The 13,004-nt window shown below is 45.0% G+C and carries 12 protein-coding genes; 6 read left to right on the top strand and 6 right to left on the bottom strand.

Translation table 11 applies throughout. The annotated features are described in order from the left end of the window. Positions 1–60 precede the first annotated feature (60 nt). Both ruvC and ABD772_RS08450 read left to right on the top strand, forming a co-directional pair. Positions 61–660 carry a crossover junction endodeoxyribonuclease RuvC gene (gene ruvC / locus ABD772_RS08455; RefSeq protein ID WP_345102832.1) on the top strand — a complete coding sequence of 200 codons (600 nt, stop codon included), beginning with the start codon at positions 61–63 and terminating at the stop codon, positions 658–660. A gap of 112 nt (positions 661–772) precedes the next feature. Next, complete coding sequence (locus tag ABD772_RS08450) at positions 773–1,693, top strand: nucleotidyltransferase domain-containing protein (RefSeq protein WP_345102830.1); 921 nt, start codon at positions 773–775, stop codon at positions 1,691–1,693. 15 nt (positions 1,694–1,708) lie between these two features. On the opposite strand, the gene ABD772_RS08445 is transcribed toward ABD772_RS08450, so the two are convergent. Genes ABD772_RS08445 through ABD772_RS08430 form a run of 4 tightly spaced genes read right to left on the bottom strand, consistent with a single transcriptional unit; the run spans position 1,709 to position 5,770 of the window. Then, complete coding sequence (locus tag ABD772_RS08445) at positions 1,709–2,530, bottom strand: class I SAM-dependent methyltransferase (protein ID WP_345102829.1); 822 nt, start codon at positions 2,528–2,530, stop codon at positions 1,709–1,711. Further along, on the bottom strand, positions 2,530–3,993 hold the full coding sequence (locus ABD772_RS08440; protein ID WP_345102827.1) for a B12-binding domain-containing radical SAM protein: 1,464 nt from the start codon (positions 3,991–3,993) through the stop codon (positions 2,530–2,532). Before ABD772_RS08440 ends, ABD772_RS08445 begins: the two co-directional genes overlap by 1 nt. A 3-nt stretch (positions 3,994–3,996) precedes the next feature. After that, positions 3,997–5,034 (bottom strand): radical SAM protein, encoded by a 1,038-nt coding sequence (locus tag ABD772_RS08435; RefSeq protein WP_345102825.1) that lies wholly within the window; start codon positions 5,032–5,034, stop codon positions 3,997–3,999. Between the two features lies 1 nt (position 5,035). Then, the gene (locus tag ABD772_RS08430) at positions 5,036–5,770 is read right to left on the bottom strand and encodes a class I SAM-dependent methyltransferase (RefSeq protein WP_345102822.1); all 735 of its coding nucleotides are present in this window, start codon (positions 5,768–5,770) and stop codon (positions 5,036–5,038) included. Between the two features lie 278 nt (positions 5,771–6,048). Between ABD772_RS08430 and ABD772_RS08425 the strand changes: the two genes are divergently transcribed. From ABD772_RS08425 to ABD772_RS08410, 4 genes are read left to right on the top strand one after another with little or no spacing between them, the layout of a single operon-like run. Beyond that, entirely contained in the window at positions 6,049–7,173 is a 1,125-nt protein-coding gene (locus tag ABD772_RS08425) for a hypothetical protein (protein ID WP_345102821.1), read from the top strand. 9 nt (positions 7,174–7,182) lie between these two features. Beyond that, complete coding sequence (locus ABD772_RS08420; RefSeq protein ID WP_345102819.1) at positions 7,183–8,190, top strand: polysaccharide deacetylase family protein; 1,008 nt, start codon at positions 7,183–7,185, stop codon at positions 8,188–8,190. After that, positions 8,183–9,127 (top strand): GNAT family N-acetyltransferase, encoded by a 945-nt coding sequence (locus tag ABD772_RS08415; RefSeq protein ID WP_345102817.1) that lies wholly within the window; start codon positions 8,183–8,185, stop codon positions 9,125–9,127. The genes ABD772_RS08420 and ABD772_RS08415 overlap by 8 nt, the downstream gene beginning before the upstream one ends. Before the next feature lie 12 nt (positions 9,128–9,139). Then, a complete protein-coding gene (locus ABD772_RS08410) occupies positions 9,140–10,237 on the top strand; it encodes a glycosyltransferase family 4 protein (protein ID WP_345102815.1) in 1,098 nt (365 codons plus the stop codon). On the opposite strand, the gene ABD772_RS08405 is transcribed toward ABD772_RS08410, so the two are convergent. After that, positions 10,173–11,288 (bottom strand): glycosyltransferase, encoded by a 1,116-nt coding sequence (locus ABD772_RS08405; RefSeq protein WP_345102813.1) that lies wholly within the window; start codon positions 11,286–11,288, stop codon positions 10,173–10,175. The genes ABD772_RS08410 and ABD772_RS08405 overlap by 65 nt on opposite strands. Further along, positions 11,281–12,996, bottom strand: a complete 1,716-nt coding sequence (locus ABD772_RS08400) for an ATP-binding cassette domain-containing protein (protein WP_345102811.1) — start codon at positions 12,994–12,996, stop codon at positions 11,281–11,283. The genes ABD772_RS08405 and ABD772_RS08400 overlap by 8 nt, the downstream gene beginning before the upstream one ends. Positions 12,997–13,004: the final 8 nt, after the last annotated feature.

Genomic DNA, 13,004 nt, shown 5'->3' with positions numbered 1-13,004 from the left:
AGAGATCCATACACTGTTATTTAGAAGCCGCTTTCTAAAACCGCGTGTAATAGTTTGAAAATGACAAGGGTATTTAAATACATGCAGCAAACACCCAACATCAAAGAACGTATCATTTTAGGCATTGACCCCGGCACGGCGGTTATGGGTTATGGCCTGGTAAAAGAAACAGGTGCAAAAATCGAGTTGATAAGCCTGGGCGTTGTAAAAATGGAGCAGCTTGATGACCATATGCTGAAGCTACAGCGCATTTTTGAAAAAACCGTAGCCCTCATTGACAATTACAAACCCGACTGTTTGGCAATCGAAGCTCCGTTTTATGGTAAAAACATTCAGGTAATGTTAAAACTAGGGCGCGCGCAAGGTGTCGCAATGGCTGCTGCGCTGTCGCGCAATATTGAAGTTACCGAATATTCGCCGCGTAAGATCAAACAATCTATAACCGGCAATGGCAATGCCACCAAAGAACAGGTCGCAGGCATGTTACAACGCCTGCTCAACTTTAAAGAAACACCCGAATTTTTAGATGCCACCGACGGCCTGGCTGTTGCTGTATGCCATTCGTTCCAAAAAATTACCACCGCTAAAGGCGGCGCAAAAAAATCCTATTCAGGTTGGGATACTTTTGTAAAGGATAACACCAAACGGATTGTCAAATAATCCAAAAAATCATCCAAATCTTCTCAATCCTTAAATCGGGTTATTTTTCCCCGAGGCAACCTAATTGCTAAACGCTACGTCATGTTAATAGTTAATACGCAGATTTATCAACGTGACCGAAGCCAAAGAAAATATTTTAGCAACACTGGCGTATTTTGATATATTCAAATACCCACTCACCAGCGGCGAGATATACCTGTTCCTGAAGAACAAATATCATCAGGCAGATTTCGACCTGGCGCTAAGATATTTGGTTGCACACCAGTCGGTTTTTCAGTTTGGCAATTTTTACTCGCTTAAAAACGACTACTCGTTGGTGGTGCGTCGCTACAACGGTAATGAGAAAGCTGCCGAGCTGATCAAGGTGGCGCATAAAATAGGCAGCTGGCTTATTCGTTTTCCTTATGTCCGCGGCATCGCAATTTCGGGTTCATTGTCTAAAAATTATGCCGACGAGGATTCGGACATCGACCTGTTTATTATTACTGTGAAAAATCGCTTATGGATAGCCCGTACGCTGATGCATGCGTTCAAGAAACTCACCTTCCTGGTTAATAAGCAGGATTATTTCTGCATGAATTATTACATAGACGAAGAGCAGCTGGAGATCAAAGAAAAAACCATTTATACTGCAGTCGAGGTAGTAACATTAATTCCGCTACAGGGTGACACGGTGATAGAGCAATTTTATGCGGCCAACAGCTGGACACGCGAATACCTGCCTAACAAGATCATGCGCATATCGTCAGCCAAACCGCTAAAGCCATCGATATTTAAAACAGCCTTCGAAAAAATATTCAATAACCCTTTGGGTGACATCCTCGATACCCTGCTGATGCGCATCACTTCAGGCCGCTGGAGCAAAAAGACCGAACAGAAAAAGCTTAACTCAAAAGGGGCCGTAATGAAGATGGATACAGGTAAACATTACGCCAAGCCAGATCCCGGAAATTTCCAGGCCAGGCTGCTGGCGCAATATGAAAGCCGCATTTCGCAGATCATGATCGAGCCGCAGAATGTATTGGCAAATTGAACATGCAGCGGATGACTATTTTTTTCTTAAAGAAATAATATAATAATCTCCAATCGCTCTCCAGGGCCAACTAAACCGCAGCTTGTCTTCCCATTTTTTTAGCAGGCGATAAGCGCGGGGATGATCCTCTGCAAAATTTTCAATATATGATGGCGGCACAATGGTGCAAAGCCCTTCGACAGACAATACATCCATCGATCCTTTGACCTGATCGATCACGTACGAGGGATTATAATACCAACAAGTAAAATGCGTGCCCTCAACATGAGCCTTCGCGCCGTTTTTGCTGAACCAACGACGGGTAGCTGTTTTAAACAGCCCTTTAAAAATCAACAACGACTCCCACAAACAAAATTCAGGCAAGATCACCAGCGTAGCTATTCCCTCAGCATTAAGCAAAGTCGGTAGTGACCGCAGAACCGAGTCCAATTCCGCAGTGCAATTCAAGCCGGCAAAATTGGAGAAGATGTGGTCGTACGGACCTTTTTTCTTCAGCTCATGCAGTCGAGTAAACGAGCATAATTCCGCCGAAATTAAGTTGTTTAAATTATACCTTTCGGCCTTTTCGCGCAATTTGTGCTGCATGCCTTCGGCTATGTCTGTAGCGTGTATTTTATGGCCCAGGCCTGCAAAAAAAGTAGCGTCCTCGCCGGTACCTGCGTTTAGCTCGAGTATAGATGACTGTGGTTTCAAATAGTGCAGCACGTGTGTGCGTACCCGTTCGCGTTTGTAATTTACAATGGCGTTTGACGAGTAGATCTTATCAAATATGGCCGACTGTGTTGAAAATGCCTCGGCAGCTTTTTGCTCGTTAATATGTGGGGCAGCGGCTTCCATTACGCTTTTTCCAATTGTGTTAATTTTAATCGCTCAATAAAAGTAGCCGGGGTGTAATATAGCACAGACAAAGCTTTTTTCAAGGTGTTAAAACTGATGCGGTGCGGCTCTTTAAACACTTTCATGAGATTGTTTTTAGCCAGATGCATGTGATAGTTTTTGTGTACGTAACTATGCAGCTGCTTATAGAAACCCGCGGGGAAAGTATTGCTAAACATTAGCGCCATCTCGTCCGAGTCAGTCCAGTTGGTTTTTTTCTTCATCTCGGCTTTTACGCGTTCGTAAAAAACAGTGCCCGGCAGCGGGTACGAAACTGAAATACCAATCTCGAACGGCAGCAACTCATTGATCATTCTTATGGTTTTGGCAATGTCGGCTTTATCCTCGCCGGGGTAACCAAACTGAATAAAGAATGATGGTTTGATGCCCGCCCTTTTCATGTTTTTGGTAGCAATGCAGATCTGCTCAACAGTGGTGCCTTTATCCATGGCATCCAGTATTTTTTGTGAGCCGCTTTCGGCACCTATCCAAACATTTTCGCAACCGGCTTTGGCCAATGCCTCAACCAACTCTTCCTCTACCAATAAATCAGCGCGCGACTGTATCTTGAAGCGGGTGCGGAGATTCTCTTTTTGCATCAGCTCGGCAAACTCTATTACCCAACCGGGCTTCAATCCAAAAATATCATCGCAAAACCAGATGTGGTCAACCGGGAAACGCTCCTTCAACATCTTCAATTCTTTGATCACATTTTGAGGGCTGCGCGAGTTATACCGATTGCCATAAATAGGCTTTGCGCACCAATTGCATTTAAACGGACAGCCACGGGTTGTACCCATATTGATAGAGAAATAACCGGCATGTTTCAACCAGCTATCGCGATAAGGTTCAATGTCCACCAGGTCCCAGGCCGGCAAGGGCAGGCTATCCAAGTCTTTTAATACCGGGCGAGACATCGTCTTATATACCCGGCCTTCAGCATCCAGGCATGCAAGTCCTGCTATATGTGAGGCATCATCGCCTCGGTTTTTTATATAATCGGCCAGTTCAAGCAACGTATGCTCGGCTTCGCCAATAAGTACATAGTCGGCCCCTTCTTTCAGGTATTCCTCGTAATGGTCGGTCGAGTCTGAACTGGAAACAATCACTTTACATCCGCGGGCTTTTGCCATTTTGCACATATCAAAGGCAGCCTCGCGCATGTTAGTGAGGCACATTTTGGTGAGATAGTTAAACCCGTCATCATATATTACAAAAAGGTCGGGGCCACTGGCATCCAAAACCGGTTCGAGCGCTTTCGGGTCGGCAACAAACATGGTATCAAATAACGACACCTCATAGCCATGCTCCCGCATCAGCGAGGCAGCATAAAGCGTTCCCAGTGGTGCATAAGGCTGGCCGATGGCCCATTGCTTGGGGTCAAACCGTAAAAAATAGGAGTGCGAAAAAAGTAGCTTACTCATGTCCTATAATGTCGCTGCCGGTGAGAGGCTCAATGTACAAACGCACTTAACGCAGGTCGGGTGCGTATTCATATCCAGCGTCCGCCTAAAGTCTGTCGCCTGGTTGGTATTCAATATTTCGGTTAATGAATTATAATGTATGTTTCCTATTGTGTCATGAAAAAAGCAAGGCCGCACGCTTCCGTCCGCCTCAATCACGGCTGAAACCCACGGCGCATTGCACCTTTTATAGGGGAAAGGATTTAACTTATAAAAAGCTGAGTAGTAATAGTATATGTCTCGAATTTTTTCGGGCGACTCTGCAATATATCTATTCTCAAAATCGGTAGTCAGGCTCAAAACAGTGTTTACTATATCTTTTAGTTCAGGCAGTTCAGCTTCGCTCACCAAAACTTCATGCTGACGTGGCTCCGCCCAGGCCGTTTGCCGGTTAAAAGCATGGCTGCTGATATCGGCAGGCAAAAAGCTGATCTGATTTATACCCATATCTTTTGCCGCCGCGATGATGTTTGGCCAGTTCCTGAAATTAATGCGATGAATGACTGTGCGTGCTGTAATACGATAAGCCGGATTAAGCATCTTGATATATTGCACACCTTCCTTTAATTTTTTGAAGGCGTTCGGAATGTTGCGTATAGCATCGTGCATAGCCTCATCACCATCCAGCGATATTACGATATCGTCGACCCATCGCAGCAAGTCTTCAGCATTATTTTTTAAGGACAAGCCGGTACTGAGCAAGCTGATTTTAATACCTCGCGACTTTAATAGATTACAAAGCTGAAAGAAATTGGCATTGAGCAACGCTTCTCCACCCGACATTACCACCTGCCGCGTACCCAGCTCTTTGAGCGATGTTAACAGGCCTCCGATATCCTGCGGCGTAAGCTGCTTCAGGTTTTTATTATCCTTCCAGATATCGCACATTACACACCTGCAATTACACGCGCTGTGCGGCATCAGTATCACAACCGGCAGGGCCGATATGCGATGCGTTTGCAGCGTGCGGTAACGTTTATAGGTATGTGCTATTGACTGCATATTACTTGGTAATTGCTATCCAGTAAAATGGATCTTTTTTAAACAGGCGATTCAGCAGGCTGGCCGGGTTGAACAAAATCTGATATTTAAACCCCCAGAATTCGCTGATAGAGTGATGAAAATAATGATCGGCCATTTCGGGAATACCCATGTCTTCATAATAGTTACGACACCGCTCCGCAGCCTCAACGGCTTCCTCGGTGTCATAAAAAGGCGTATCGACAATATGAATTTCGCCACCCCGGTTCAGCAATCGCTCAGCCTGCCTCAATACAGAAACCACCGATGAGAAATATTGTAATGAGGCTGCAAACACAATCACATCAAAACGTTCCTTATCGAAAGTATTTTCATTAAAAACGTCATAAGTAAACTCCAGGTTGGACATCCTAAAAACACGGTTTGCCTGGTTAATTTCGGCCATGTTTACGTCAAGTCCGGTTACATAGGTTTTGGGCAGGCCGGCCATCTTTGCCGATAGCCAGCCGTTGCCGCAACCTACCTCAAGTATTTTTAAAAACTTGCGCTTTTTCCCCAAATAAGCAAGCAATCTGTTACTCGAGCGCCGACGGACCTCCCACTCTTTGGAATGTATACTAAAATCAGGGAGCGAAGCTAACTGAGCGTCAGTATATACTCTCCTCTCATAGGCCCTTACGGCAGTATATAGTTCCTCAAAATCCGGCTTACGCGGTTTTAAATGCTTAATGGCCTTATGTTGAGCACTGATATCCAATGTCTGAAAGATTAAATCTTCTATTTCTAGCTGCCGGTATTTCAATTGATAACCAATAGTGATGGGCTCTGCAACCCACCACTATAAAGAGAAACTAATTCTACAATTACACAATTATCAACAGGGTTACGCCCTTCAGAAAATAAAGGTTGCCTGCCGCCTGAAATAAACAGGCGGGCAACCTTCATTTATAGCTAACCGTAATTGCTTATACACGTGCAATAAAAGCTTTGCTTTAATTATGAATACAGCGATGTCAAAATCAATTGTTTGATGCCATGATACTGAATAATGTCACCCCCATAACCGGTAACGGCCAAACTAATATTTATTTAAAAAATGGTAAGCAGTTGCCGTTAGGAGGTGTTGCGGCCAGTGCCCTGCAACTTGATTTTGGTGGCGCCCTGGCTTTTCCGGGCCTGGTTAATTCGCATGATCATTTGGATTTTAACCTGTTTCCCCAGCTTGGCGATAAAACCTATAACAACTATACCGAATGGGGAAACTATATCCACACTAATTATAAGCAGGAAATTGAGGCTGTATTAAAGGTTCCGTCAGCCTTACGCGTTAGCTGGGGCATATTCAAAAATCTGCTCTGCGGGGTCACAACCGTGGTAAATCATGGCGAGCATCTGGTCGTAAAAAACGCACCTATAACTATTGAACAAGGTCATAGCATCCACTCGTTACAATTTGAAAAATGGTGGAAATTAAAGCTTAATAATCCGCTTAAGCGCAAAATGCCGGCGACGATCCATATAGGCGAGGGGGACGACAACCTGGCTAATAATGAGATTGATCAACTTAACCACTGGAACCTGCTCCATAAAAAACTGATCGGTGTACACGGTATCGCTATGACCGGGGAACAGGCTAAGAAATTTGAGGCCCTGGTATGGTGCCCGGAGTCAAACTACTTCCTGTTTAATAAAACCGCCAGGATCGATCACTTAAAAAACCATACTACTATACTTTTTGGCACCGACTCGACCCTGACCGGCAACTGGAATATTTGGGATCATATACGCCTGGCCCGTAAAACCAAAATGCTTACCGATGCCGAGTTATACAACTCAATGTATCCCCGCCGAGCTTTTTGTAATTTAACTGACGGGCACCACGACGGAGCAATTGTAGTAACAAAAAAACAACCTGCCACTAACGTATTTGAATCATTTTACGCTACTAACCCGTCCGATATTCTTTTAGTTATACACCATAGCCAGATCCGTCTTTTTGATGCTTCGCTATTGGACCAATTGAAAGGCATCGATTTAAGAAACTTTAGCCAGGTAACTATAAACGGTTGTTGCAAATATATTGAAGGCGACCTGCCGGGCCTAATGCAACAAATTAAGAGCTATTACCCCGAGGCGGTTTTCCCGGTATCGGCTAACTAATAACCGGATATGGGTATCGTTAAAAAAATAAGTTCAAAGCTATGGTACAAGTATAAATTGCTGAAACGCGACGTGCGTTATATCCTGGGCCTGGACGAAAATTTTTACACAAACGCCCGGGGCAGCCGGATACTTATTTATCACGGCATTTGCCAACGCGATCATACACGCTTTAATCCGATCTTTTTAACCCAACAACTATTTGAGCAGCATTTACAGCTTTATAAAAAGTATTGTAATGTGGTTTCATTAGATGACTATTATGCGGGCAATTTCAGTGCAGACAAATTCAACATCTGCCTAACGTTTGATGACGGTTTTGCGAACAATCACAAATATGTGCTGCCGCTGCTTGAGCGCTACCAAATGCCGGCCACCTTTTTTATAACTGGCATAGCTAACGACGGTCAGGATATTTTATGGAACGATTTTCTGGGCATTGTCAGCAAGTTCGGTCCGCAACAAATTACGTATAACGGGCGGCAGTATTATAAAGGTTTGTATGATCACTATACATCGGCAATTAATCATATCACGCTAAAGGATGAATTGCGCAACCTGGGTTTTGAGCAAAAAACAGACATGATGCAAAAGCTCTACCCATTGGTGCCTTTTAAAAAAGATGCCGAACAAACTGATTATTGGCTGCAGATGACGCCTCAGCAAATCAAGGAATTGTCAGCATCGCCCTATGCAAGCATCGGGGCGCATGGCTACTACCATAATGACCTGACGCGAATCAATCCGGCTGATGCTTTTGAAGAAATGGTACGGGTAAAGCAGTATCTTGAAAATCTGACCAGTAAACCAGCTACCAGCCTGGCCTTCCCTTATGGCAGTTATGATGCCGATGTGATCAACCTGGCAAAAAAGGCGGGCTATTACCAATTACTGGCAATGGATTTTAATACGCCAACCGATGCGCAGGATGACACCTTGCGCGAGCGGCTCACAGTGAATCCCTTTATATCGCCCGTTAATCAACTTTATGCTACCATAACCTGCAAATATGACTAGCCCATCTGATAGCTTATTAATTGAACGGCTTGGCGCCGGAAACATGGACGACCTGGCCGCGCTGCATCAGGCGGTGTACCAGCGCAGCCCGGCCGCCGATCATTTCCCAAAGAAATATGATACCGCATATACAGGCGCAAAATACATTGGATACTTAGCCTATAATCAGTTAAAACAACCGGTAGCATTTTACGGTGTAATACCTACCTTGCTTTGGTATGATGGCAAAAGCATTTTAGCCGCCCAGTCGGCAGATACAATGACGCATCCCGGGTACCGTAACCTGGGCTTGTTTACCCGGCTGGCTAATCATACTTATACTTTATGTAAACAGGAAGGCATACGTGTGGTGTTTGGCTTTCCAAATCAAAATTCGTTACCGGGTTTTATAAATAAACTTAATTGGCATTGTACCGAAGTTATGGAACGCTTTGAGATTCCGGTAAAGGCGCTTCCGCTCGAAAAGATAGCATATAAATTTCCATTGCTTAAACCGGTTTACCGGCGCTATCAGCAGTGGATACTCAAGCCTTACCTTCGCCTGGCGCCCGGCATAGCTAATTCAGTATTGGCCGACTGCTTTGACGGCGTTTACAGGGACGATCAATACTTTAAGTATAAAACTTACTCAAATACCCAGGTTATTCAGATCGATCAGTCGTTATTTTGGATAAAGCTTCAAAATGGCCTGTATATTGGCGATATCGGCAACGTGGGCGATGATTTTAATAGGACATTAGAAAAACTACGGCATTTGGCGGGTAAGCTGGGCTTGCCGGCTATTCATTTTCAAGTTAGTCCGGGTACGGCTTTGCACCGGTTGTTTGCCGCGTATTTAAAACCGCAGCCCTCATACCATGTCATTTTTAAATCTATTGATACGGACATAATAACCAACCGCTTCAAATTTACTTTTGCCGATATTGATATTTTTTAAACTTGTTTGACGATGCAGCTTGTTTCACTAAGCTATGATTATGACCCACTGTACAGCTCACCGCAGCCCTGGCTGGTGCGGACGAGGGCCTATGGGGGTGTGTTAGCAGCACTGTCAAAATATGGCAAAGTTGCAAACATCACACGCATCAATTATGAGGGCGAGATTACACAGGATGGCGTACAACGTCATTTTTTAAATTATGGGGGTAAGCGTCTGTGGTTCCCCGGAAAGCTGCATCGCCTGGTTAAAAGCCTGAACCCCGGCGTGGTGATTGTACATAGCCTGAATAAGCCGCTGCAAGTTATCCAGTTACGGCTGAGCCTACCGCGCAAAACACGCATCATTATACAAAACCATGCCGAAAAACCGGCCAAAGGCATTCGTAAATTTCTGCAACGTGTGGCCGACAAATGTGTGGATGCTTACCTGTTTGCCTCAAAGGATATGGGGTTGGATTGGGTAGCTAAAGGCAACCTCGCATCGCCAAAAAAAATTTATGAGGTGATGGAACTGTCGTCTATATTTTATCCTATCGACAGAAAAACCGCCCGGTCTGAAACCCGTATTGATGCAAAAAAGGCTTACCTATGGGTAGGCCGGTTAGATACCAATAAAGACCCGATCACTGCCGTTAAAGCATTCCTCAAATTTGCTGAAACCGAACCGCAAGCCTGTCTTTACATGCTTTACCATACCGCAGAGCTATTGCCGCAGATTAAACAGTTGTTAGATGACGCGCCAAATGCGGATGCCATAAAACTGGTCGGTAAAATCCCTAATGACGAAATGCTTTACTGGTTTAATAGCGCTGATTTTTTTATAGCTGCATCGCACTACGAGGGTAGCGGCACGGCGCTTTGCGAGGCGCTATCATGCGGGTGTGTACCTGTGGTGTCTGATATCTTTTCGTTCAGGATGATAACCAATGACGGCCATATCGGGCTGCTGTTTCCACCCGGCGATGAGACCAAGTTACTGAATGCACTGCATCAAACCCAATGGCTCGATGTGGCTACCGAGCGTGAAAAAGCTTTGGCTTATTTTACCTCGCACTTATCGTTCGAGGCAATTGCACGGCAGATTCATCAAATTGCGGCATCACTGTAAGCGGCAGATCAAATATTTTCATAATACCCTGCGCCATTTGAGTAACCGTATAAACTAATACCGGCCAATGGTCGCGATTTTTATCTGCTAATATTTGTGCGGTGGTTTGCGCCATTTCCTGTACATCGGCCACTACATAATGACGATCAAACGGTTCATTCATAGGGCGCAGAAATGATACCAAATAAGCACCGGCATACAGGGCCTCGAGCAACACATTACCGAAACCCTCATAGCTTGAAGGGTGCAAAAACACTTTGCTACGCTGCATCAGGGCCAGCACCTGAGGGTGGGGCACCTCGCCTTTAAATTCTATATTGGCCGCTAAGTTGTACCTGGAAACTCTCTCTTCCAACTGCTGTAACTCGGGGCCCTTGCCGCATATTACCACTTTAATTGCAGGGAAATCCTTTTTTAGCAACCGCACAACTTCAATCAATAAATGGTACTGCTTCAACGGGATCAATGACCCGGCGCCTAAAATATCGATATCACGCGAAATAGGCTGCAAGGCAAACATAGCCGGATCAACCCCACAGGGGACCAGGTGCTGCGGACTAACGCCGTAGTTCTTTCTAAATTCAGCGACAACAGAATCCGACAAAGCGATCAGGTTGCTGCCATCAGTAACCACACGGGATACATACCTGTTACCTGGCCGCGCATCCTGCCCCAGGAGCCATGCATAGCTTTTTAAGCGGTGTTTTTGGGCAAACTGATGAGCAACAAATGCACACTCGTCCAACCAGAAGCTGAGCAAGCCAACCACTTCATATTCTTTATGTAGTTGCTTCAATTTATGCCAGGCTTTAAACCATAACAGGCGTCTTAACAAGCCGCGTTTACCCTTGCCGCCCAGCGCTATCACCCTGATGCCGTTCCACCAATACTCGCGCGACTGGTAAGGGTATTGGAATGACAACACTACAATATTCAGTTCAGGATAGGTATCGCGCAGCACCCGCACAAATATTTGCCTGTCGGGCAGCCAGGTAGTGTCAGCCTCGTTTTCGGGGAAACCCGGTGTCAGGATGATCAGCGTTTTACGCATAGTCTACCACCTCCTGATTGATTATTTTGTTGCAAAATTCCAGGCTGCCGGTATTGTGCGTAATCAGTATCACCATCTTGCCCCGGCGGGCTAATTCTTTCAGCCTGCCCAGGATCATTCGTTCTGATTGCTCATCCATCTCAGAAAAAGCTTCGTCCAGTATCAGCATGTCAAAATCATGATAAAGCGCCCGGGCCAGCATAAGGCGCTGGCGCTGACCCCCGCTTATGTTTTTGCCGTTTTCGCGGATAAACTCATAAACTCCGTCGGCATAACTGTCAACCAACCCGTCCAAGCCGCAAAAGCTGATTACTTTATGCAGCTTCTTCGTGTCACAAGATCCGTCAGAGAGGGTAATATTCTTAGCAAGGGTATCATTGATAATAAAGGTTTGCTGTTTTATGTACGATATGCGGCTTAAAAAGCCCTGTCTTTTAATCCAGTTGGTTCGAGTATTGTTAAACAGGATATTCCCTTTATGATGCTTTAAAAAACCCAGCATTAACTGAATAATGGTGGTCTTGCCCTTGCCCGATGCCGTCGACAATCCCACAAAATCGCCCCCTTGTATCTCAAAGCTCAGATTGTTTAAAATATAATGTTTGTCATATCTAAACTTAACCTGGTCAAATACTACAGAGCGTAACCGAACAGCTTCGTCTATTATGGCTATCTGGTTTTCTACCGGCTGCAGATCTGTGATATTGAAGCTGTAAGTTTTAATCTGGCTGGTACTGTTCAGTATTTTAATGATACCGGGGATGATCTTGTAGCTGGCAGCCATAAACACACCGATGGTAAGCAGACTCACGGCCGGCGTACCCGACGAGAATTTATTAATGGCGATGAGCACAAAAAAGCCCATAATGGCAAAAACTTCCACCAACCGTGAGGTGAAGCCTTGCAGCGTTTGTTGGGTGGCAATATTATTATTGAGCCGCAATTGCTGCGCGTGGTAACGGCTCACAAAAAAATCGTCCTTGCGGTACACATTGCTTTCTGTGTAACCTTCTAATGACTCTTTTAAATACTGAATAACCTTCTGGCTTACCGCACGATTGTTATCGCGTATTATTTTTAGTTTATTACGGATAAAATTAGCCAGCACCACAACCGGCGGTAACAGCAGCAAAAGCAACATGAAAAACAAGCCTGGGTGCCAAAGCAGTACCCCGGCCATGGTAATTAAAATCAAAATGGCCTGCGACACCACCTGCTGCACATTGGTCAGAATATAATTACTGAACTCAACAGGCTGATTACTGATGCGGCGAATGAGCACAGATGAATCAGTATGAACAAAACGCAGATAATCGTCTTTCAGATAAGTACGGATGTTACGTTCAGATAACCGCGAAGCAATGCCGTAAAAGAAAGCTTGCTGAGCGCGCGAACTGAGGTAACCAAGCCAGTTTTTCATTGCGAAGAGCACCAGAAAAACGCCAATAAACAAAAGCGAGTTGCGATTTAATAAAACCGACGGCAGAAATGGCAATGCTGCCGGTTCCTGGTTTTTAAGGTAGAAATTGACGACTACCAACATCATCCCCAGAAAAGCAATATCCAGCACGCCCATTACCAGATCAGAAAGAATAAGCTGTGCCAGCCTGATCTTTTCGCGAGGTTCGAGGATTTTCAGAATACCGTTAATGATCTGTTTCAAGCGCAGCGCAATGTATTGTTGATCTTTAACAATACGGACAGACACGCGTCTGC

Origin of the sequence: Mucilaginibacter panaciglaebae (assembly GCF_039539265.1) — a bacterium.
GTDB lineage: Bacteria > Bacteroidota > Bacteroidia > Sphingobacteriales > Sphingobacteriaceae > Mucilaginibacter > Mucilaginibacter panaciglaebae.
Note: the sequence above shows the minus strand (reverse complement) of the source record. Positions and strands in the feature narration are given on the sequence as shown.

Excerpts from the sequence above, each read along its gene's own strand:
- ruvC (WP_345102832.1), top strand. The coding sequence starts at position 61 with ATGACAAGGGTATTTAAATACATGCAGCAAACACCCAACATCAAAGAA.
- ABD772_RS08445 (WP_345102829.1), bottom strand. The coding sequence starts at position 2,530 with ATGGAAGCCGCTGCCCCACATATTAACGAGCAAAAAGCTGCCGAGGCA.
- ABD772_RS08440 (WP_345102827.1), bottom strand. The coding sequence starts at position 3,993 with ATGAGTAAGCTACTTTTTTCGCACTCCTATTTTTTACGGTTTGACCCC.
- ABD772_RS08435 (WP_345102825.1), bottom strand. The coding sequence starts at position 5,034 with ATGCAGTCAATAGCACATACCTATAAACGTTACCGCACGCTGCAAACG.
- ABD772_RS08425 (WP_345102821.1), top strand. The coding sequence starts at position 6,049 with ATGATACTGAATAATGTCACCCCCATAACCGGTAACGGCCAAACTAAT.
- ABD772_RS08420 (WP_345102819.1), top strand. The coding sequence starts at position 7,183 with ATGGGTATCGTTAAAAAAATAAGTTCAAAGCTATGGTACAAGTATAAA.
- ABD772_RS08415 (WP_345102817.1), top strand. The coding sequence starts at position 8,183 with ATGACTAGCCCATCTGATAGCTTATTAATTGAACGGCTTGGCGCCGGA.
- ABD772_RS08410 (WP_345102815.1), top strand. The coding sequence starts at position 9,140 with ATGCAGCTTGTTTCACTAAGCTATGATTATGACCCACTGTACAGCTCA.
- ABD772_RS08405 (WP_345102813.1), bottom strand. The coding sequence starts at position 11,288 with ATGCGTAAAACGCTGATCATCCTGACACCGGGTTTCCCCGAAAACGAG.